The sequence below is a fragment of the Phreatobacter stygius genome (assembly GCF_005144885.1).
Classification (GTDB): domain Bacteria; phylum Pseudomonadota; class Alphaproteobacteria; order Rhizobiales; family Phreatobacteraceae; genus Phreatobacter; species Phreatobacter stygius.
Genome location: NZ_CP039690.1, coordinates 5,486,051 through 5,507,431 on the forward strand (window position 1 = coordinate 5,486,051; position 21,381 = coordinate 5,507,431).

General features: G+C 67.8%; 20 protein-coding genes. 11 read left to right on the plus strand and 9 right to left on the minus strand.

Annotated features, from left to right (window positions below; translation table 11 throughout):
- Window positions 1–61: 61 nt before the first annotated feature.
- The 7 genes from E8M01_RS35900 to E8M01_RS25980 form a co-directional block, all read right to left on the minus strand.
- Window positions 62–940 carry a carotenoid oxygenase family protein gene (locus E8M01_RS35900; protein WP_136962795.1) on the minus strand — a complete coding sequence of 293 codons (879 nt, stop codon included), beginning with the start codon at window positions 938–940 and terminating at the stop codon, window positions 62–64.
- 202 nt (window positions 941–1,142) lie between these two features.
- Window positions 1,143–2,117, minus strand: coding sequence for a Bug family tripartite tricarboxylate transporter substrate binding protein (locus tag E8M01_RS25955; RefSeq protein WP_136962796.1), 975 nt, complete (start codon window positions 2,115–2,117; stop codon window positions 1,143–1,145).
- A gap of 85 nt (window positions 2,118–2,202) precedes the next feature.
- Window positions 2,203–3,249, minus strand: coding sequence for a CaiB/BaiF CoA transferase family protein (locus tag E8M01_RS25960; RefSeq protein WP_170182077.1), 1,047 nt, complete (start codon window positions 3,247–3,249; stop codon window positions 2,203–2,205).
- The gene (locus E8M01_RS25965) at window positions 3,239–4,216 is read right to left on the minus strand and encodes a CoA transferase (RefSeq protein WP_136962798.1); all 978 of its coding nucleotides are present in this window, start codon (window positions 4,214–4,216) and stop codon (window positions 3,239–3,241) included. The genes E8M01_RS25960 and E8M01_RS25965 overlap by 11 nt, the downstream gene beginning before the upstream one ends.
- A gap of 2 nt (window positions 4,217–4,218) precedes the next feature.
- Window positions 4,219–4,998: an enoyl-CoA hydratase/isomerase family protein gene (locus tag E8M01_RS25970; protein WP_136962799.1), complete on the minus strand. Its 780-nt coding sequence runs from the start codon at window positions 4,996–4,998 to the stop codon at window positions 4,219–4,221.
- Complete coding sequence (locus tag E8M01_RS25975; protein ID WP_170182078.1) at window positions 4,995–5,414, minus strand: Zn-ribbon domain-containing OB-fold protein; 420 nt, start codon at window positions 5,412–5,414, stop codon at window positions 4,995–4,997. Before E8M01_RS25975 ends, E8M01_RS25970 begins: the two co-directional genes overlap by 4 nt.
- Window positions 5,411–6,568: a thiolase family protein gene (locus tag E8M01_RS25980; RefSeq protein WP_136962801.1), complete on the minus strand. Its 1,158-nt coding sequence runs from the start codon at window positions 6,566–6,568 to the stop codon at window positions 5,411–5,413. The genes E8M01_RS25975 and E8M01_RS25980 overlap by 4 nt, the downstream gene beginning before the upstream one ends.
- Before the next feature lie 159 nt (window positions 6,569–6,727).
- On the opposite strand from E8M01_RS25980, the gene E8M01_RS25985 reads away from it, so the two are divergent.
- From E8M01_RS25985 to E8M01_RS26010, 6 genes are all read left to right on the plus strand, one after another.
- Entirely contained in the window at window positions 6,728–7,609 is an 882-nt protein-coding gene (locus E8M01_RS25985) for a LysR substrate-binding domain-containing protein (protein ID WP_136962802.1), read from the plus strand.
- Window positions 7,610–8,006: 397 nt separating this feature from the next.
- Window positions 8,007–8,858 (plus strand): cytochrome c oxidase subunit II, encoded by an 852-nt coding sequence (locus E8M01_RS25990; protein WP_136962803.1) that lies wholly within the window; start codon window positions 8,007–8,009, stop codon window positions 8,856–8,858.
- A gap of 102 nt (window positions 8,859–8,960) precedes the next feature.
- Window positions 8,961–10,742, plus strand: coding sequence for a cytochrome c oxidase subunit I (gene ctaD / locus E8M01_RS25995; protein ID WP_136962804.1), 1,782 nt, complete (start codon window positions 8,961–8,963; stop codon window positions 10,740–10,742).
- Complete coding sequence (locus tag E8M01_RS26000; protein ID WP_136962805.1) at window positions 10,739–11,446, plus strand: cytochrome c oxidase subunit 3; 708 nt, start codon at window positions 10,739–10,741, stop codon at window positions 11,444–11,446. Before ctaD ends, E8M01_RS26000 begins: the two co-directional genes overlap by 4 nt.
- 39 nt (window positions 11,447–11,485) lie before the next feature.
- Complete coding sequence (locus E8M01_RS26005) at window positions 11,486–12,223, plus strand: heme-copper oxidase subunit III family protein (RefSeq protein WP_425467683.1); 738 nt, start codon at window positions 11,486–11,488, stop codon at window positions 12,221–12,223.
- A 9-nt stretch (window positions 12,224–12,232) separates the two neighbouring features.
- The gene (locus E8M01_RS26010; protein ID WP_136962806.1) at window positions 12,233–12,607 is read left to right on the plus strand and encodes a cytochrome C oxidase subunit IV family protein; all 375 of its coding nucleotides are present in this window, start codon (window positions 12,233–12,235) and stop codon (window positions 12,605–12,607) included.
- Window positions 12,608–12,978: 371 nt separating this feature from the next.
- Here E8M01_RS26010 and E8M01_RS26015 read toward each other — a convergent pair whose 3' ends face one another.
- Window positions 12,979–13,641, minus strand: coding sequence for a dioxygenase family protein (locus E8M01_RS26015; RefSeq protein ID WP_136962807.1), 663 nt, complete (start codon window positions 13,639–13,641; stop codon window positions 12,979–12,981).
- A gap of 278 nt (window positions 13,642–13,919) precedes the next feature.
- On the opposite strand from E8M01_RS26015, the gene E8M01_RS26020 reads away from it, so the two are divergent.
- From E8M01_RS26020 to E8M01_RS26040, 5 genes are all read left to right on the plus strand, one after another.
- A complete protein-coding gene (locus tag E8M01_RS26020; protein WP_246088436.1) occupies window positions 13,920–15,029 on the plus strand; it encodes a hypothetical protein in 1,110 nt (369 codons plus the stop codon).
- Between the two features lie 131 nt (window positions 15,030–15,160).
- Entirely contained in the window at window positions 15,161–15,994 is an 834-nt protein-coding gene (locus E8M01_RS26025; RefSeq protein WP_136962808.1) for an FAD binding domain-containing protein, read from the plus strand.
- Window positions 15,991–18,690, plus strand: a complete 2,700-nt coding sequence (locus tag E8M01_RS26030) for a molybdopterin-dependent oxidoreductase (RefSeq protein ID WP_136962809.1) — start codon at window positions 15,991–15,993, stop codon at window positions 18,688–18,690. Before E8M01_RS26025 ends, E8M01_RS26030 begins: the two co-directional genes overlap by 4 nt.
- Complete coding sequence (locus E8M01_RS26035; RefSeq protein WP_136962810.1) at window positions 18,687–19,661, plus strand: antibiotic biosynthesis monooxygenase; 975 nt, start codon at window positions 18,687–18,689, stop codon at window positions 19,659–19,661. The genes E8M01_RS26030 and E8M01_RS26035 overlap by 4 nt, the downstream gene beginning before the upstream one ends.
- A 135-nt stretch (window positions 19,662–19,796) precedes the next feature.
- The gene (locus E8M01_RS26040; protein ID WP_136962811.1) at window positions 19,797–20,768 is read left to right on the plus strand and encodes a Gfo/Idh/MocA family protein; all 972 of its coding nucleotides are present in this window, start codon (window positions 19,797–19,799) and stop codon (window positions 20,766–20,768) included.
- 12 nt (window positions 20,769–20,780) lie between these two features.
- Here E8M01_RS26040 and E8M01_RS26045 read toward each other — a convergent pair whose 3' ends face one another.
- Window positions 20,781–21,353, minus strand: a complete 573-nt coding sequence (locus E8M01_RS26045) for a DJ-1/PfpI family protein (RefSeq protein ID WP_136962812.1) — start codon at window positions 21,351–21,353, stop codon at window positions 20,781–20,783.
- Window positions 21,354–21,381: the final 28 nt, after the last annotated feature.

Sequence of the window (21,381 nt, forward strand, 5' to 3'; positions counted from 1 at the left end):
GACCTGCCCACGCATGATTGCGAGGGGCGCAGAGTACACTGGCGTCCGACTTGGTCGAGATCTAGTCGCGCAATTGCTGCAGCCAGACCGGGAAGGCGAGGCGTTCCGTGACAGCCCCTGGTGCCCTGGCGGCCGGCGCGCCGCGCACCGGTGTCGTGAGCCCGATGCCGCGGATCTCCCGGGGCGCGTAACCGAACCGCTTGCGGAAGGCCCGGCTGAAATGGGCTTCGCTGGCCATGCCATGGTCATGAGCGATGTCGGCGACGCGGCGGTGCTCGGCGGGGTCGGCCAGCATGGCATGGATGCGCCCGAGGCGGCGGCCCTGGATGTAACGTGCGACGCCGTTATGGGGCGTGAACAGCTGGTAGAGCGCCGATCGCGACAGGCCGAGCGCCGTGGCGAGCCGCGCCGACGAAAGATCCGGATCCATCAGGTTGGCGTCGATATGGCGCCTGGCCCGCGCTATCAGCGTCGCCTCGATCTGCGGCCGGGCGTCGGCCATGCCGTCGCGCGCCGGACCGAGGCAGGCGGCGATCATCTGCTGGGTCGCGCGGGCGAGGAGAGGCGCCGGCAGTGTCGGCGCGGCGCGGATGCCGGCGTCCCGGCCCTGCGCCAGGGGATCGTTGAGCCGCGGATTGAAGCCGGCGAACAGCGCGCGCCCGGCACCATGTTCCAATTGCCACTTCGGCGTCCGCACATAGCGGTTGCGGCAGGTCACCCGGCCGTCTTCGATGCGGAACGCATGGACCATGCCGTCGCCGGTGAACCAGCGATAGTCGGGACCGATCGGCGCGAATTGCGGATTGGGACCGATGCGGTAGAGCGTTCCCTGGAGTTCCCGAGGGATCTCGCCGGTGACCGCCAAGGCGAAATCGTCTTCGGATCGCACGGGCGCGAAATTACCGTCGAGATAGGGATTGGTGTGAAGAATGCCGTCCATGGCGGACCTCCAGGGGACTGGCGTTCGGCCATTTGCCGAGCCCTGGCCCGCTGTTAGCCGCGCGCCGCCGCCAGGCGTTAGCCCCGGCGTCCGGAGCGCTTGACCGGGCGTCCGGAAACGGAGCCGGCCAGTTTGCGCGGTTGCAGCCGGGCCGGCACGGCGGTGCGAGGTCGGCGCCGCCGCATGGTCCGCTGCCGACGGCTCACTGCCGCAGGTTGCCGCGCGTCGCCACGCGCTCCCAGACCACACGGTCGTCGCGGATCAACTGGCCGAAATCCTCGGGTTTGGCGCTCGGCGCGATGTCCAGCCCGATTTCGCCGATGCGCCGCCGCACCACGGCGTCGTCGAGCGTCTCGTTCAGCGCCCGGTGCAGCTTGGCGATCACCTCGGGCGGGGTTCCCGCCTTGACGACGATGCCGAACCAGCCGGTCGCGATGACTTCGGGAAATCCCTGCTCGGGGCCGGTCGGCAGATCCGGCATGACGCGGCTGCGCTCGGCGGAAGCGATCGCCAGTGCCCGCAGGGCGCCCGCCTGGACATAGGAGAGAATGCCGGGAAAGGCGATGGTATAGGCGTCGATCCGCGCCGCCAGCAGGTCGTTCAGCACGGCCGAGGTGCCGCGGTAGCGCACCTCCTCGATCGGAATGCCCAGGCCTTGCGCAAAGAGCTGCCCCGAGAGGCCGGATCCGGGCGACCCGAAGCGCAGCGGGTGCGGCGACTTGCGGGCATAGGCGAGGAACTCGTTGAGGTTCTGCGCGGGAATGGACGGGTGCACCACCAGAACCAGCGAGCTTTTGGCGGCAAGCCCGACCGGTGCGAAGGCATCGACCGGGTCGAAGACCATGGCCGTGCCGACGGCGGCGGCCTGATTCAACCCGTCGGTATGAAGCATCAAGGTATAGCCGTCGGCCGGCTGCTGGGCGACGAGCTGGGCGGCCAGCACGCCACCGGCGCCGCCGCGGTTCTCGACCACGACCGGCTGGCCGAGCCGGGTGCTCAGGCCGTCAGCCACCAGGCGCGCGATGATGTCGGTCGAGCCGCCGGGGGCAAAGCCGACGACGATGCGCAAGGCGCGGTCCGGAAAGGCGGCGCGGGCCGGCAGGCTCGCTGCGAGCGAAAGCAGCATCAAGCCCAGCATCGTGATGCCGGTTGCCTGCCAGTATCGGGCTGTCCTCATGGCGTATTCCTCCCTGTCGCGGGCCTCTCGTGGAGGCGCCGTCCTCGTGTTTGTCGCGCTGAACTGATCTTGGCGCGGTTCCGCCTCAGCGGGCTGCGATGCGACGCGGCGCGGTTGCAAGCGCGCCCTTGTCCTCCAGCATGGTGATGTGCCGATCGGTCAGTCCGGCCTCCGCCAGCACGGCGCGGTTGTCGGCGCCGAGCTTGTGGCAAGCGCCCTTGACCGACAGCCGGCGATTGGCGAGGCGAAAAGGAATGCCCTTCACGGGGCGCCCGTCCGGATCGTGCAGCATGGCGGTGCCGCGCCCGAACTCGCTCGATGCGACCAGCGCCCGGCCGTCGCGCACCGGGGCCTGGCCGCCGGGCCATTCGGCCTGCCAGCCTTGCGTGTCGCGGACCAGCCGCTCCGCCGGCTCGGCGGGATTGGCATTGCCGAACCGCGGCGAGGCGGCGCCGGCGGCAGCGGCGATCAGTTCCTCGCCGATCAGAAATGTCGTCAGCTCGCGCTGCGACAGATCAAGATGGCTGCCCTGGCCGGTCCGGTCCCGTTCGATCAGCGCCGCGACGATGGCGCCGGCAGCGAAAAGACAGACGACCTGGTCGGGATAATTCATGTCCCGGCCGGTGACGACCGGCGCTTGGCCGGCTCCGGTCAAGGCCGCGAGACCGGCGGTTGCCTCCAGCGTCGAGCCGAAAGAAATCATGTCGCGCTCCGGGCCGTCCTCGCCCTGGCTCGAGATGCTGGCGATCACCAGCCGCGGAAACCGGCGGCGCAGGCCGGCGGCATCGAGCCCCAGTTGAACGAGCACGCCGCGCCGGTAATTCTCCACCAGGACATCGGCCTGTTCGAGCAAGCGGAACAGAGCCTGCTGGCCGTCCGGATCCTTGAGGTCGAGGCAAAGCGAGCGCTTGCCGCGATTGGTGAAGGCGAAGAAGGGCGAGCGGTTCCACCAGTCGGTGTCCGGCCCCGGCTCGTCCCAGAGGCGGAACGGGTCGACGGCGCCCGGGCCTTCGACCTTGGTCACCTCGGCGCCGAGATCGAGCAGCAAAGCCGAAGTGCCGGCCCCGGCGGTGATCCAGCCGAGATCGACCACGCGGATGCCGGCCAGCGGCAGGGCGGTTTCAGGCGGCATGATCGAACTCCCGCGCAATTCGCTGTCCATCGGCGCGCAACGGCATCAGCGGCGTGCCGTCCGCGGCGAGGAAACCGCGCGCCTGGTGCTGCCGGTCATGCAGCAATTCGGCTGGCCACAGCACCGGCCCGATCGGCAGGCGCCGGGCCTCGGCCGCGGCGCCGATCTCGGCCCGGGTCCGCGCGGCGAACCAGGGACCGAGGATCGCCGTGACGCGATCACGGCCGGCGCGCCGGCCCGCGGCGGTCGTCAAGTCGTCGCCCAGGAGGCGCGGGTCGCCGATCATCGCGCAGAGCGCCGGCCAGTCCTTGTCCTGATAGACCAGCGCAATGTGGCCGTCCCTGGCCGGCAATGTCAGCCAGTCGCTCGGCCCGGGGCGGCCGGTCTCGCCGAGCACCGCGACGCGCGCCGCGACCTTCCAGTTGAGCCAGGCCGAGACGTCGAACAGCGAGACGTCGACGATTTCGGCGCCGCCCGCCTTGAGCGCCGCCAACAGGCCGGTGCAGGCGGCAAGACCGGCGGCATAAGCGGCCTGGTGGCCGGGCAGGCGGGTCGGTATGCCCGCTCCCTGGCCGACGATGTCGAGCAGTCCGGAGAGCGCCTGCAGGCCGAGTTCGCTCATCGGCGGATCCTCGCCGGGACCGAACACCGAGACCCGCACCTTGACGGCAATGCCGGCGGCATGACGGGAAAGCGCGGTCGTGTCGCCAATGACCGCGGCGAAGCAGCCATCGGTGCCGCCCGCGCGCTTGTCCGCATTGAGGAAACGATCCAGCGCCGAGCCGCCGGCCGGCAGCAGCGGCGGCATGGTTGCGAAGGGCTCGCCGGCCTCCGGGACTGGCCGGACCACGATCGCACCGAAACCGGCGCAGAGCTTGGCGGCCATCGAAACGGCGAGGGCATGCGGTGGCTGCGCGCAGAGCGCGCCGAGATCCAGGACCGTGAGGCCGGCAAGCGGGGCGGTCATGGTCAAACCCCCTGGCCGGGGTTTTTCCGGCCGGCGGCGAAGCGCGCGCCGCCCTCGGCCTGTGCCGTGGTGTTCGCGCGGATGATCTCGTTGACCCGCTGGCCGTGATCCATGGCCTGTTGCCAGCCGGTGATCTCAGCCGGAATGCGGTCCAGCGCCTTCTTGCTTTCGGCCAGCGCGACGGCGTCGAAACCGGCGATCTGGGCGGCCAGTTCACGGGCGCGCGGCAGAAGCTGATCTGGTTCGACAGAGGCGTTCACCATGCCCCAGCGTTCGGCGGTCGCGCCGTCGATGCGGTTGGTGGTCAGCACCAGCCAGGCGGCCCGCTTGCGCGTCATGCCGGCCAGCTGGATGGCCGGACCCGCCATGCCGGGATAGGTGGCGAAGCCCATTTCCGGGCAGCCGATCGACGCAGCCGTGCTGGCGATCGCCAGGTCGCAGACATTGATCAGCGTCGCGCCGCCGCCGAGCGCCAGGCCGTTGACCGCGGCGATGAAGATGGCGGGATGGGCGCGGATCGCCAGGTTGACGGCGATCCATTCCGCGCCGGCACCTTCGATGCCCTGCTGGCGATCGAGCTCGTGTTCCTTCAGGTCCATGCCGGCACAGAAGCTTGTGCCCGTGCCGGTCAGGACGATGGACTTGGCTTCGCCGCGCAATGCGTCGAAGGCCTGCAGCAGGGCCCGGCGGGCTGCCCGGTCCACGGCGTTGCGCTTGTCCGCGCGGTCGAGGCGCAGCTCCGCCCAGCCGACGTGACGGGTGACGGCGACGGGGCCGGTCATGACGCCTGCTCCGCCGGGCCGAACTGCGGCAGCACGAAGCCGTCGGGGCCGCCGGGAAAGCCGACGGCAAGCCGCATGCCGATGGTCGCGTCCGCGGCATCGATGCCGGCGAGGTTGGTCAAGAGATATGGCCCCTCGTCGAGCTTCACCATGGCGACGGGGTAAGGCATCTCGTCCTTCATTCCCTCGAAATAGCTCTGATGGAACACAACGAAGGACCAGAGCTCGCCCTGGCCCGAGGCGGTGACCCAGTCCCAGGCGGGCTTGCCGGTGAAGGGCGAGACCGGCGCCGGCGGGAAGAAACATTGGCCGGTGGCGCGGCAGCGCTGCAGGATCAGCTTGTGTTCCCGGCAGGCCTCCCAGAACGGCCGGCTCCAGACGTCGACGACGGGTCTTGGGCGGGTGGCGAGGCTCATGCGGCCCTCCGCAGGATCAGGCTTTGGGCGATATTGGTAGCGCAGATATATTGCAGCGCCTGGGCGTCCGGGATCTGCCGGGCGTCGCAGTCGTGGCGGAGCTGCCGGACGCATTCGGCGATGATCCCCCACCCCTGCATGTAGCTGTCCGACAGATGGCCGCCCGAGGTGTTGGTCGGCCAGCGGCCGCGGCCGAGCTGCAGCGTGCCGTCCTTGACGAATTCGCCGCCTTCCCCCTGCGCGCAGAAGCCCAGGCCCTCCAGGCTGAACAGTACGGTCGGCGAGAAATTGTCGTAGATGCCGAGCCCCGACAGGTCGTCGCGGCCGATCCCGGCGCGGTCATAGACGCTGCGGCAGGCGCTGAGATTGCCGTACCAGAAATCATCCGCCGGGCTGCTGCCATAGTGGAAGGCATCCTGGCGGGTGTAACCGGAAAGCAGCACCGGCGGGCGTTTCAGGTCCCTCGCGCGCTCGGCGCTGGTGACGATCCAGGCGACGGCACCATCATTGATCAGGCAATAGTCCAGCAGCTTGAGCGGCTCGCAGATCGGCCGCGCCTCGGCGTGATCGGCCGTGGTCATCGGCCGGCCGTGCATGACCGCATCCGGATTGAGGCAGGCGTGATGGCGGAAGGCGGTCGAGACCGCGCCGAGATCGGCATGGGTCGTGCCGAACTGATGCATGTGCCGACGCCACATCATGGCGTGGATGGCGCCCGGGCTGGTCATGCCCCAGGGCGCCCACTGGCTGTCGCCGCCGCCATATTGCATGCGCACGGAACGGCCGTTATTGCCATAGACGAGCGCCACATGTTTGGCGGCGCCGGTCGCGATCGCCTGCGCTGCGAGCGCCAGCGACACCGAGGCGAAGCGCCCGGGCGCCTCGGTCATCAGGCAATATTGCGGGTCGATGCCCATGATCTCGGCGAACCGCTCGTAGGACGGAATGCGGTTGACGATGAGCCCGTCGATGTCGGAGGGCTTCAGCCCGGCGTCATCGAGCGCGCCGTTCAACGCCTCGCAGCCGAGACCGTAGCTGTCGGTGTCCGGGAAGTTGCCATAGGCGGTCGTGCCGATCCCGGCGAAGGCGATCTTGTCGCGCAGCGGCCAGGGCGCGTTCAGCGCCGGCGCGGCAATGGGTGTGTGGATTGACATGGCGCTTGGCATTTCCCCGATGTCCTGGGCCGGCCGGCAAGGCCGGCGGCACGATCGGGATGGTTTCGGCCGTCCCGCTGCGCCGGAGTTGTCCACGTCTCGGCGCTGCTGTCAGGCGAGGAATTTGTGGGGTAGGCCAACTCCAGGTTAGGCTGCGGCATGTCCGAAACACCGCCGCCCCTGGTCAGCCTCTATGCCTTCGCCCTGGTCGCCGAAACCGGCAGCCTGGCGGCGGCGGCCGGCCGGCTGAACGTCACTCAGCCGGCCATCAGCAAGCGGATCCGCGGCTTGGAGGACCAGCTCGGCGTCGCCCTGATCGCCCGCGGCGCCAATGCCGTGCGGTTGACCGAGCTGGGCCGCGGCTACGCCGCCTCGCTCGGTGTCGCCTTTCGCGCCATCGACGAGGCGACCGCCAGGCTCGACACGCGCGCGGCGCGGCCGCTGCGGGTGCGCGCCTACACGACCTGGGGGATGCGCTGGCTGATCCCGCGCCTGCCGCACTTTCGCGCGCGCCATCCCGGCCAGGAGGTGGAACTGACCACATCCGTCGAGCCGGTGGATTTCGCCCGTGACAAGGTCGATGTGGCGATCCGCGCGGCCGAGACGCCGCCGACGCCGACGGCCGTGCGGCTGCAGGCGGCTATGGCCGCGGCTTTCGGCGCGCCGGGACCGGCGCGGGTTGCCAGGAAGCAGGGTTTCGGTGGATTGACCTTGCTCGGCAGCCGGGCTCGGCCGGACGACTGGGCGATCTGGAGCGCCGCCACGGGAATTGCGCTGCCGGGCGCGCCGCTGATGTTCGAGAGCACCTCGCTGGCGATCCAGGCGGCGATCGAAGGACTTGGCGTCGTCATCGTCTCGCCGATCTATGTGGCCGACGAGGTGCGCCGCCGCCGCCTCGTGCAGATCGTCCCGGGGACCGTGCCGACCGGCCACGACTTCTGGCTCGTCCTGCCGCCGGGGCCGGTGCGGCCAGCCTCGGGCGCCTTTCGCGACTGGCTGTTCGAGGAGATCGCCGCCGACGCGGCACGGGGCGCCGGCTGAGGCACCGATCGACGGGCTTTTGGGACAGGGCCTGCTTGCCGCAGCGCAGCGAGGCCCTGGCACTAAATTCGCAGTTGCAAAAATGGTCGCCACGCCTCTTGCGATCCTTTTCACAAGTATTCGTGGTGGAACCGGGCGCAATGCAGCAAGTTGCCGCTAAGACAACGGAATCGATTGACAATTCGGCCGGGCCGGCCTCATCATCCGAGACCCTGAGCTGCGCTCGATGACGCTGGCGGTGAGAAGGCCTTTTTTGCGTCAATCTTGAGGTCACGGCCGGCTAGGCGGGCGGAGACAGGGGCACGACGACGGTCGGTGCGAAGTCCGCCATCGCTGCAGATGTGCATGACGTCCTTGAAAATGAAATCCGCAGCCTCTGGCCAAGGATGGATGGGCGATGCCTACTGCGATCATTCTGCTGCTCGTGGCCGTTGGCTCGGTGCTGTTCCACATCGTCAGTCCGTGGTGGTGGACACCGATTGCGTCCAACTGGAGCTATATCGACCACACCCTGACCGCGACCTTCTGGATCACCGGTGCGGTGTTCTTCGCGGTCGTGGCCTTCATGGCCTATTGCATCTTCCGCTTCCGCCATGTCGAAGGCCGCAAGGCCGACTACGAACCGGAAAACCGCAAGCTCGAAAGCTGGCTGACGGTGGCAACCGCGATCGGCGTCACCGCCATGCTGGTTCCCGGCCTGTTCGTCTGGCACCAGTTCATCACGGTGCCGGCCGGCGCCGCCCAGGTCGAGGTGATGGGCCAGCAATGGCGCTGGAGCTATCGCCTGCCCGGCGCCGACGGCCGGCTCGGCACGTCCGATGTCCAGTATATCAGCGCGGAAAATCCGCTCGGGCTGAACCCGAACGACCCGAACGGCAAGGACGACGTCATCATCGACGGCGGCGACCTGCATTTCCAGATCGGCCGGCCGATCAAGGTCCTGCTGCGCTCGGTCGACGTCCTGCATAATTTCTACGTGCCGGAGTTCCGCGCCAAGATGGACATGGTGCCCGGCTCGGTGACCTATTTCTGGTTCACCCCGATACGTGCGGGCGAGTTCGACGTGCTGTGCGCCGAGCTTTGCGGCCTTGCCCATTCGCAGATGCGCGGCAAGGTGATCGTCGAGAGCGCCCAGGCCTACAACGCCTGGCTCGCCCAGCAGAAGACCTTTGCCGAAATGTCCGCGCGGTCGAGAACCGCCGCGGCCGAACGCCAGCCGGACCAGGAGCGCGCGCGCCCGGGCCGGTGAGCCCCCGGGGGATCGGCGTCGAACAGGCAGTGCATGGGGAGATTGAAGCCCGGCCTCGTCGCGAAAAAAGCCGGGCGCGCAGCAAAAGCGGAGCGCATGGCGATGACCGACATACCGATGGGCGATGGCCCGGCTGGCGCCGTTCCGGCGGCCGAAGTTCCCGAGGTCGACCTCTACCATCCGCATAGCTGGATAACGAAATACGTCTTCTCGCAGGACGCCAAGGTCATTGCGATCCAATATTCGCTGACCGCGCTGGCGATCGGCATGGTGGCGCTGGTGTTGTCCTGGCTGATGCGCCTGCAGCTCGGCTTTCCCGGCCTGTTCTCGTTCATCGACGCCAATATGTATCTGCAGTTCATCACCATGCACGGCATGATCATGGTGGTCTATCTGCTCACCGCGCTGTTCCTCGGCGGCTTCGGCAACTACCTCATTCCCTTGATGGTCGGCGCCCGGGACATGGTGTTCCCTTACGCCAACATGCTGAGCTACTGGATCTATCTGCTGGCGGTCCTGGTGCTGGCCGCGAGCTTCTTCGTGCCGGGCGGGCCGACCGGCGCCGGCTGGACGCTCTATCCGCCGCAGGCGATCACCGCCGGCACGCCGGGACAGGAATGGGGCATCGTGCTGATGCTCGTCTCGCTGATCCTGTTCATCATCGGCTTCACCATGGGCGGGCTGAACTATGTCGTCACCGTGCTGCAGGCGCGGGCCCGCGGCATGACGCTGATGCGCATGCCGCTGACGGTCTGGGGCATCTTCACCGCCACCGTCATGGCCCTGCTGGCCTTCCCGGCGCTGTTCGTGGCCTCGGTGATGCTGCTGTTCGACCGGCTGCTCGGCACCAGCTTCTTCATGCCGTCGCTGATCTCGATGGGCGAGCGCATGGCCCATCGCGGCGGCAGCCCGATCCTGTTCCAGCACCTGTTCTGGTTCTTCGGCCATCCGGAAGTCTATATCGTCGCGCTGCCGGCCTTCGGCATGGTGTCGGACCTGATCAGCACCCATGCCCGCAAGAACATCTTCGGCTACCGGATGATGGTCTGGGCGATCGTCGGCATCGGCGCGCTCAGCTTCGTGGTCTGGGCGCACCACATGTATGTCAGCGGCATGCATCCCTATTTCGGCTTCTTCTTCGCGACCACGACGCTGATCATCGCCGTGCCGACCGCCATCAAGGTCTATAACTGGGTGCTGACGCTGTGGCGCGGCGATATCCATCTGACCGTGCCGATGCTGTTCGCGCTGGGTTTCATCGTCACCTTCGTCAATGGCGGCCTGACCGGCCTGTTCCTCGGCAATGTCGTGGTCGACGTGCCCTTGTCGGACACCATGTTCGTCGTCGCCCATTTCCACATGGTGATGGGAGTGGCGCCGATCATGGTGGTGTTCGGGGCGATCTATCACTGGTACCCGAAGATCACCGGCCGGATGTTCAACGACTGGCTCGGCAAGTTCCACTTCTGGGTCACCTTCCTCGGCGCCTATGCCATCTTCTTCCCGATGCATTATCTCGGGCTGATCGGCATGCCCCGGCGCTACCACGACATCGGCCAGCTGTCCTTCGTGCCGGACTCGGCCCACACCCTCAACGCCTTCATCTCGGTGATGGCGCTGATCGTCGGCTTCGCCCAGCTGGTGTTCCTGTTCAACATGGTCTGGAGCCTGCGCAAGGGCAAAGAGGCCGGCAGCAATCCCTGGCGGGCGACGACGCTGGAATGGCAGACCCCGGAGACGCCGCCGGGCCACGGCAATTGGGGCAAGGAGCTGCCGGTGGTCTATCGCTGGGCCTATGACTACAGCGTGCCCGGCGCGCCGGAGGACTTCATCCCGCAGAACACCCCGCCGCTCGGCCTGGCGGCCGAAGGGGGCCACCCGTGAGCGTCACCCTCATCTTCCTGGCCGGCCTGGCCGTCATCGTCGGCTGGTGGCTGTCGCACCAGCGGCTGATGTCGAAGCCCTGGCTGGAAGAGGGGGCGATTGCCGACATGCCGCATACCGAGGCGTCGCAGGTGCCGGCGGCCAAGCTTGGCCTCGGCATCTTCCTGGCCGTGGTCGGCGCCTTGTTCGCCATGCTGATCAGCGCCTATCTGATGCGCCGCGATCTGTCGACCGACTGGCGGGCCGTGCCGATGCCGCCGGTGCTGTGGGTCAATACCGGGCTGATCGTGCTGTCCAGCGTGGCGCTGCATTGGGCCCATCTGGCGGTGCGCCACGGCGACATGAAGGAGCTGCGCCAGGCCTTGCTGACCGGCGGCGTCTCGGCGCTCGGCTTCCTGGTCGGCCAGGTTCTGGCCTGGCGGCAATTGTCCGGGGCCGGCTATTGGCTCGCGACCAATCCGGCCAACACGTTCTTCTATCTGCTGACCGCGCTGCACGGGCTGCATGTCGCCGGCGGGCTGGCGGCGCTCGGCAGCACCACGCTCAAGGCATGGCGCACGGCCGATACCGGCCGTGTCCGCCTGAGCGTCGATCTCTGCGCCATCTACTGGCACTTCCTGCTGGTCGTCTGGCTGGTTCTCCTGGCCCTGCTGATGCGCTGGGTCGATGATTTCATCGAGATGTGCCGACCGTTGCTGAGCTGACTGCAAACCTGATTTCAGACCTCAAGAGGATCTGGGCGCATGAATGACAGCACGCTGACCACCATGGAGCCGGCCGCGACCGCCGGGGCGGTTGCCAGGCCCGAGGGCTGGCGCGGCTTTGCCGCCGACTGGTCGTCGGACCAGCGGGCGTTCAAGGGCGTCTCCTGGGGCAAGGCCATGATGTGGATCTTCCTCCTCAGCGACACCTTCATCTTCGGCTGCTTCCTGCTGTCCTACATGACGGCGCGCATGTCGACGACGGTGGCATGGCCCAATCCGAGCGAGGTTTTCGCCCTGCATATCGGTGGCCAGGACGTGCCGCTGATCCTGATCGCCATCATGACCTTCGTGCTGATCTCATCGAGCGGCACCATGGCAATGGCGGTCAATTTCGGCTATCGCCGCGACCGCGTGAAGACCGCGGTGCTGATGCTGATCACCGCGATCTTCGGGGCGACCTTCGTCGGCATGCAGGCCTTCGAATGGACCAAGCTGATCTCGGAAGGCGCCAGGCCCTGGGAGAACCCGTGGGGGGCGGCCCAGTTCGGCTCCAGCTTCTTCATGATCACCGGTTTCCACGGCACCCACGTGACCATTGGCGTGATCTTCCTGCTGATCGTCGCGCGCAAGGTCTGGCGCGGCGACTACGACCGCGGCACCCGCGGCTTTTTCACCAGCCGCAAGGGCCATTACGAGATCGTCGAGATCACTGGGCTCTATTGGCACTTCGTCGACCTCGTCTGGGTCTTCATCTTCGCCTTCTTCTATCTGTGGTGAGCAGCGACCATGGCGACAGCACACGCGACGACAGGCCACGACACCCCGGCTGATGCCGCGGCAGGCCATGCCGAAGGCCAGCAGCATCCGATCAAGCTCTACATGGTCGTCTGGGGCTGGCTGTTCATTCTCTCGGCCGCCTCCTACGCGGTCGATTATTTTCATGTTCAGGGCTATCTGCGCTGGACGCTGATCCTCATCTTCATGACGCTGAAGGCCGGCCTCATCGTCGCGGTCTTCATGCACATGGCCTGGGAGCGGCTGGCCCTGTCCTATGCTATCCTGGTGCCGCCGGTGCTGGTGCTGGTCTTCGTCGCGATGATGGTGATCGAATCCGAATATACGCACTGGCTGCGCGTCTTCTTCTTCGCCGGCGGTGGTTAGGGCCGGCCAGGTGTCAAAGGAGGGAGTGCGGTGACCAAGTTCGCCCTCGCCATCTTATTTGTCGCCCCGCTTGCGATCGCCACTCCAGGCCTCGCCCAAGACCCATCAGGCCTTGTCGACTTGGCCGGTCGCCAGGTTGCTGGACGTCAAGTTGCCGAACCTCAAGTTGCCGAACGCCAGCGCGCGGCCGAGGCCAAGCCCCGTGAATATGCCCGGCGGCCGACGGTCCGGTCGCGCCGTTCGCCCCAGGCGGCGCCACGCGAGACGCCCCGGCCGCAAAGGTCGGTGCCCGGCACACGCCAGCCGATCGACCGGCAAGAGATTCCCACGGGCAGCGGCGGCGGGGGCGGCAGCTACTGAGCTTGAGCGCGTCAGCCGACGACGATGTCGAAGGTCGCGGCCATGGCTCCCGCCTCGAGGCCGTTGGCCGGCTCCAGCCGCACGATCACGCTGTCGCGCTGGCGCGGGTCGCGGATGCCGTTCAGCACCCCGTCGCGCGCATTCAGCGGCTCGCCGAAGACATACATCTGGGTAATCAGGTTGCGGCCGGCCGGCAGCGCGACCTTGAAATGGATATGCGGCGTGCGCGAGCCGTAGGCGACCGGCCGGATGGTGCGGAAACGATAGCGTCCGCCGGTATCGGCCAGACTGCGCCCGCGGCCCTGGAAGCCGCTGTCGCGTCGCCGGTCGCGGCTTTCGTCGCGCGGGTGGAGATAGATCCCGCGGCTGTCGCATTGCCAGATTTCGACCGCGGCCCCCGCAACCGGCTGGCCCGACAGGTCGAGCACGCGGCCTTGGATGTGGATGACCTGCCCGAGGGCTCTGGCGGCCTCGCCCCTCACCACGACCAGATCGGCGTCGACATCGCCCTGCCAGTTGGTCGGATAGAACGGGCCTTCGGTTTGCCGGGGTGTCGGCGGCAGGGCGCTCTGCGCCCGCGCCAGGGCAGGCGGCAGGATCAGCGAGGTGGCTGCGGCGGCGAGCCCGGTCACCACCTCGCGGCGACCAATCCAGGGTGTCGTTACGATGGCCATGGGTCGTCTCCGCGGGAGCTTGCCGATTGCGCATGTCGAACCGTCGTCAGCGCAGGTTAGCGCCGACCCGCGCGCGGCGAAACCGGCCATGGCGTGGGTGGGAATAACAATTCCGCGAAGGGGAACCGCGATCGACCGCGTGGTCGGGGCATTCGCGCAGGCGGTTCGCGCCGCAATTTTTTCTTTGGAAATATTCCACCCTGCCCAAGGGAAGATTCAGTCTTGTGATAGAAATTGCGCGGCAGAATAGCAGACGGCGAAGGGCATTCGGGGGATCCATGGCAATCGGCCCATTCTGGCGCAGCGTCAGCTGCATGACGTTGTCGCTGGCTGTTTGGGCGGGCCCGGTTTCGTGGTCGAGCGCCGCCGAACTGCCGCCCTACATGAACATTGTCGTCGGCGGCGAGGGCCCGGGCCCGGCCGATACCGCCCGGCAGAACGTGCTGGCCCTGAACCGGGCCATGTTCGGCCTCTATGACGACTCGTCCCGGGTGTTCCGCCGCAATATCCTGGCCCAGCATCCAGTCATCCTGGCCATGTTCTCGGGCGCCGGCGGCCGCTTCATCCTCTACCGGCCGGGCATGCCGCCGCTCGAGGCGCCTTCGGTCCCGGTCGTCTATCAACTGCTGAAATCGATCGGCCACAGCACCATGGTCCTGCCGGTGGTGGCCGGCCCGCATGTCGACAAGCCGGCGGAGCAGTCCTGGCGCGGGCCGATGGCGGCCTTCCGCGCCCAGTTGCAGGCAGCCCTCGACGGGCTCGACAAGACCGGCATGCGCGACGACTGGCGCCCCGTCAGCCGCGAAATCCTGGCGAGCAATATCGCCTTCATCGACGACTGTTTCAGCAAGGGCGTGATCACCTTCGCGGCGGTCAAGGAGTTCACCGAGAAGCAGGGGCCCCGGCTCAAGAAGATCATCGCCTGGGCCGCCGAAACCCAGGTCGCCCATTGGATGGGCGTCGTCGGCGAATGGAAGACCTTGCTCGGCGCCGACTGGGACAAGGCCTATGCCGCCAGCAACACGATCTATGTCGCGCGCCAGAACAACATCCTGTTCAGCGTGCTCGCGCAGTTTTTCGGGCCCGAGGCGATCAACTCGCGGCTCATGCTGATCGAAACGATCTCGTTCACCACCACGCCCGAGGACATGCTGCAATCGCTGACGCGGATCATCGGCGACCGCACCGTCGGTGCGCTGTTCTTCGGCAATAGCGCGGTCATGGACTACGAACTGATGGGTGGAAATGCCCGCGACGCCATTGTCGCCGAGGCCGGCAAGCGCGGCATGACGCCGTTCCTGCCGCCGCTGGTGCCGTTCGGCTCGAAACAATGGCCGACGCTGATCACGCCGGGCCCGGGTCCGGCTTCGCTCGGCCAGTTGCCGTAGCGGCGCGTTCGCGAGGGCGCCGCGGCCACCGGCTGTCGGCGCCTGTCACGCAGTCGATACTGTCCTGCCCGGCGCCGGCAGGATGGATGTTTCAGGCCGGCGCCCCGCTGCCTTCGAGCGAAAGAGACACGATGGACCTGAACACGATCACGGAGGTCAAGCGGCCCGGCTCGATCGCCGACGTCACGGGCTGGCGCCCGGGCCATGCCTGGCTTGCCGGCGGCACCTGGCTGTTTTCCGAGCCGCAACTGGCGGTCGACACCCTGGTCGACCTCGAAGCCCTCGGCTGGCCGTCGCTCGAAGCGTCATCCACCGGCCTCGACATTGCCGCGACCTGCCGCATCGGCGAGCTCGAGCGTTTCGCCGCGCCGCCGGACTGGACTGCCGCGCCGCTTCTGCGCGAATGCAGCCACGCCTTGCTGATGTCGTTCAAGATCGCCAACGAGGCGACTGTCGGCGGCAATATCTGCATGTCGCTGCCGGCCGGCGCGATGATCTCGCTGACCACGGCGCTGGAGGCGGTCTACACGCTCTGGCCGCGCACCGGTTCGCCGCGCAGCGTGGCGGCGATCGATTTCGTCACCGCCAACAATGCCAATGTTCTCGGCCCCGGCGAATTGCTGCGCGCGATCCACATCCCGGCCACGGCCCTGTCGAAACGCTTCGCCTTCCGGCGCGCTTCGCTCACCCGCCTGGGGCGCTCCGCAGCACTTGTCATCGGCACCCGCGACGACGCCGCCGGCGACCTGCTGCTGACCATTACCGCCGCCACGCCGCGGCCGGTGCAACTGCGCTTCGAGCGCGCACCGGATGCGCCGGCGCTGCGCCGGGCGATCGACGCGCACATCCCGGCGGATGGCTATTTCGACGACGTCCACGGCACGCCGGCCTACAAGCGCCACCTGACCTACCATTTCGCCGAAGCGATACGCGCCGAACTGGCCGCGCCGGGAGCACGGGCATGAACTTCACGGTCGATGCCAAGGATTTTGCCGCCGAGCCGCGCCCCGGCCAATGCCTCAGGACCTTCCTGCGCGAACGCGGCGTGTTCGGCGTCAAGAAGGGCTGCGACGCCGGCGATTGCGGCGCGTGCACGGTCTGGCTCGACGGCCGGCCGGTGCATTCCTGCCTGATGCCGGCCTTTCGCGCCGCCGGACGGCAGGTCACCACCATCCAGGGCCTGGCGCCCGACGGCGGGCTGCATCCGATGCAGCAGGCCTTTCTCGACGCCCAGGCGTTCCAGTGCGGTTTCTGCTCGGCCGGCATGATCATGACGGCGGCGGCGCTCGACGATGAGCAACGGGACGACCTGCCGCGCGCGCTGAAAGGCAATCTCTGTCGCTGCACCGGTTATCGCGCCATCGACGAGGCAATCCACGGCATCGCTTCGGCCGAGGAAGACGTGGCGGGCAAGGCCTGCGGCGCGAGCCTCAGGAATCCGTTCGGCCCGGGCATCGTCACCGGCCACGCGCGCTATACGATGGATGTCGCGGTCGAGCAGGTGCTGCACCTGAAGGTTCTGCGCTCGCCCCATGCCCATGCCCGCATCCGCGACATCCAGCGGGCGCCGGCGCTGGCCGTGCCTGGGGTGGTCGAGGTGTTCACCTGGGAGGATGTGCCGCGCCGGCTCTACAGCACGGCGACCCATGAGGACCATCTGGTCGATCCCGACGACACCTATGTTCTCGATAATGTCGTGCGTTTCGTCGGCCAGCGCGTGGCGGCTGTTGTCGCCGAGACCGAAGCCGCGGCGGAGGCCGGCTGCCGGGCGCTTCTGGTCGATTATGAACCGCTTCCCGCGGTCTTCGATCCGGTCGTCGCGATGGCTCCCGACGCGCCCATCCTGCACCAGAAGGGCGGCGAGGCGCGCGGCAATATCTATGTCGAGATCCATGGCGAGGTCGGTAGCGTGGCGGATGGCTTCGCCGAGGCCGACACCGTGCATGAGATGACCTATTCGACCTCCAGGGTGCAGCACGCCCATCTGGAGACCCATGGCTCGATCGCCTGGCGCGGCGAAGACGGGCGCTTGCATGTGCGCACCAGCTCGCAGGCGCCGTTCATCGTGCAGCAGAAGCTCTGCTACCTGTTCGGCCTGTTTCCGCGCAACCTGCACGTCTTCACCGAGCGTGTCGGCGGCGGCTTCGGCGGCAAGCAGGAAATGATCTCGGAAGACCTCTGCCTGCTCGCCACGCTGAAGACCGGCCGGCCGGTCAAATGGGAGTTCACCCGCGAGGAGCAGTTCACCGGTGCGACGACGCGTCACCAGATGACCACGCGGGTCAAGCTCGGCGCCAAAAAGGACGGCAGCCTGACCGCCCTCGAGGTCCACGTCGTGTCGAACACCGGCGCTTATGGCGGGCATGGCGGCGAGACGCTGGCTGCCTCGCTTGGCAGTCCGCTGACCGCCTATCGCTGCGCCAACAAGAAGGCGGACGGTTATGCGGTCTATACCAATATCGTGCCGGCCGGCGGGTTTCGCGGTTATGGCTCGTCGCAGACCACCTTCGCCATCGAATGTGCCATCGACGACCTGGCGCGCCTGATCGGCGTCGATCCCTTCGTGATCCGCCGCAAGAACATGGTGGGCCCGGACGACTGGATCGAGTCGGTCTGGAGCGATCCCTCCGACGTGGCCTTCGGCAGCTATGGCCTCGACCAGTGTCTCGACCTTGTCCAGAAGGGCCTGGACGACGGCGGCGGCGCGCCGGCGCCCGCGGGCGAAGAGTGGGCGGTCGGATCAGGCGTCGCGCTCGCGGTGCTGGAATCGGGGCCACCGACCGAGCACCGGTCGGGCGGCGTCATGAGCCTTCTGCCGACCGGCCAATATCATCTGGCGATCGGCTCGACCGAGATGGGCAATGGGTCGGTGACCTCGCACCGCCAGATCGCCGCGGCGGTGCTCGGCTCGCGTGCCGACCGGATCGCCATCATCAATGCCGATACCGATCTGACCCCTTATGACAGCGGCACCTTCGCCAGCACCGGAACCGTGGTTGCCGGGCAGGCGGTGGAGCTCACCGCCATCGCCTTGCGCGACAATATCCTGGCTTTCGCCGCGCGCCATACCGCAACCGATGCCTCGGCCTGGAAGCTCGAAGACGACAGCGTCGTCAGCGGCAACCGGCGCATCGCGCTGGCCGAGCTCCATGCCGCCGGCAGCGCCGCCGGCCATCGCTTCGAAGCCAAGCGCAAGGCCTATCTTTCGCCGCGCACCGTCGCCTTCAACGTGCAGGGCGTCCGGCTGGCGGTCCATCGCATCACCGGCGAGATCCGGATCCTGCACAGCGTGCATGCCGCCGATATCGGACGGCTGATCAATCCCATGCAATGCCGGGGGCAGATCGACGGCGCGCTCGCCATGGGTTTCGGCTGGGCACTGACCGAAAACATGGTGCACGACGCCGGCGGCAAGATGGTCAATCCGGCGCTGCGCAACTACCGCATCCCGGCTTTCGCCGACGTGCCGCGCACCGAGATCCTTTTTGCCGATACCTTCGATACGATCGGCCCGCTGGGGGCCAAGGCTCAGGGCGAATGCGCCATCAATCCGGTGGCGCCGGCGATCTCGAATGCCCTGCTGGACGCGACCGGGGTGCGTTTCGCGCATCTGCCGTTCACGCCCGACCGCATCTTCTCCAGCCTGTCGCCGCAGCCATGACCGCCGTGACGACCGACAGTTCGACGCCCTCGGCGGACCGGGGCGTTACCATCGTCACCCAGACGCGGGTGCGCGGCGGCGAGGAAGACGCATTCGCCCGCTGGCAGAAGGGCATGAGCGACACGATCGCCGGCTTCCCCGGTTTCATTCAGCAGACCGTCATGCCGCCGAGCCCGCCGGCGCAGCTCGACTGGGTGATCTTGCAACGCTTCACCCATACCGCTGCGGCGACCGCCTGGCTCAACTCGGCCGAGCGGCTGGAGCGGGTGGCGGGCGCGCAGCCGATGCTGATCGGCCGGGACGACGTTCATATCGTGCCGGACGGCGGATCGGGCGTGCTGCCCGCTCCGGTCTCGGCTGTCATCGCAACCCAGATCAAGCCGGGCTCGGAGGCGGCCTATCGCGCCTGGGAGCAGCGAATCGCCGGCGTCCAGGCGAAGGCTCCAGGCTTCCAGGGCTACCGTTTCGAACCGCCGCTGCCGGGCGTGCAGGACCACTGGCTGGCCATTGTCCGTTTCGACAGCGAGGCGCACCTGCAGGCCTGGCTGGACTCGCCGGAACGCCTGAAGCTTCTGGAGGAAGCCAAGCCTTTCACGGTCGAGTTCCACACCCGCATCGCCCGAACCGGCTTCGACCAGTGGTTTCCGTCGCCGGCCGGCAAGCCGCCGGCCATGTGGAAGCAGAACATGCTGGTTCTGCTGATGCTCTATCCGGTGGTGTTTCTGTTCGGCTATTTCATTCAGACGCCACTGTTGTCGCAACGCCTGGGCCTGCCTTTCGCGGTCGCGTTGTTCGTCGGCAACGTCGCCGGCATTCTCCTGCTCAACTACCTGGTTCCCTGGGTCAGCGGCCGGTTCTCCTGGTGGCTCCAGCCTGATGCTGGCGACCGGCGGCGAAGCGATATCGCGGGCACCGGGCTGGTGATCGCCCTTTACGCGGGGCTGGTCGTCTTGTTCGCGCGGCTTTTCTGAAGCGGCGACGCACCGGCGGCAACTGGCGCCGGCCGTTGCGCTCGACTAACACTGTGAGCCGATCGCGTTCGGGCGGCTCAGGTTCGCCACGTCGCCGCCGCGACGGCCCACTGACAACCAACGGATGCCACGGACATGCCGGACAGCAGGATATCGATCGGGATCATCGGGGCGGGCATCATGGGTGAGCGGCTGCTGCGCGCCATGCTGGCCGAGACGCCGGAGCTCATTCGTGTCAGCGGCATCTGGGATCCGTCGCCGGCGGCCCTGGAGCGCATCGCGGCTGCCTTGCCCGAGGTTCCCCGGCTTGCCGACGCGGCCGCGATCGTGGCGGCCAGCGACTGCGTCTATATTGCCTCGCCCCCAGCCTCCCATCTCGGTCACGCCCGGGCCGCACTTGCCGCCGGCAAGGCGGTCTTCTGCGAGAAGCCGCTGGCCGTCGATGTCGCCGATTCCAGGGCCTTCGTCGCCGAGGCCGGCGCCAGGGGCGCGGTCAATTTCCCCTTCGCATCCTCGCCCGCCGTCGCGTCGCTGCGAAAATGGATCGCGGAGGGCGAGGTTGGCGCGGTGTCGCGGGTCGGTATCGAGGTGGCTTTCGCCACCTGGCCGCGCTCCTGGCAGGCCGATGCCGCGAGCTGGCTGGACCGGCCGGCCCAGGGCGGCTTCACCCGCGAGGTCGTGTCGCATTTCCTGTTCCTGTCACGCCGGCTGGTCGGCCCCCTGCACGGGCTCGACGCCTCCGCGGACTTCCCCGAGCCGGGCAAGTCGGAACGCCGGATCGGCGCCCGGCTGTTCGCCGGCGATATCCCGGTCGAGCTGACCGGCAGTGTCGGCACGACGGCCAAGGACGATCACAATATCTGGACGCTGGAAGGCGACAAAGGTGCGGTCAGGCTGTGCGACTGGTCGATCGCCGAGCGTCGCCTGTCCGACGGCACCTGGCAGCGCGCGCCCGACGCCATGCCGAACGAGCAGGCCCGGCCGCTGGCCCTGAAACGCCAGCTGGAAGGCGTCGCGCGCCTCGCCCGCGGCGAGCCGAACCATCTCGCGACGCTTGCCGAGGCGCTCAACGTTCAGGAGGTCGTCGAGGCCATCCTGACACGCTAGCGGCGCGGCTGGTCATGCCGCCCTGCGGTGCTCGGCGGCATGCATGCCGATGTAGGAATCGAGTTCTTCGTCGCCGAGCCCGACGGCGCGCATCACTTCGGCCATGAAGGTCACCGGCGCCGTGCCCGGAGCGGTGATGATATGGCCGTCGGCAACGGCGAACGGCACGTCGCGATAGCGGGCCTTGCCGGCATAACCCGAGGCGTCGAGATAGCCGGCGCCATTGCTGGTATGGGCAACGTCGTCGAGCAGGCCGGCCTTGGCGAGCTGCAGGGTACCGTCGCAAATGCCGGCGACCAGCTTGCCTTTGGCGCGCGCCTGCCGGAGCACCGCCGAGATGTCGGGCGCATGCTCGGACTGCCAGATCGTGCCGCCGGCCACGACCAGCGCGTCGAGGCTGTCGCAGTCGAGGTCTTCGACCGCCATGCCGGGTTGCACTGTCATGCCGGCCATCGAAACGACGGCCTTGCCGCCAGGCGAGACGAACCGTGTGTCCGCCCGGTAGAAGCTGCGGGCCGCGGCGTTGAGCAGGGCGGTTTCCCAATCGGCGAAACCGTCGGCCAGGATGGTGACGATGGTTGTCATGGCGAGCGCCCTTTGTCAGATGATGCGA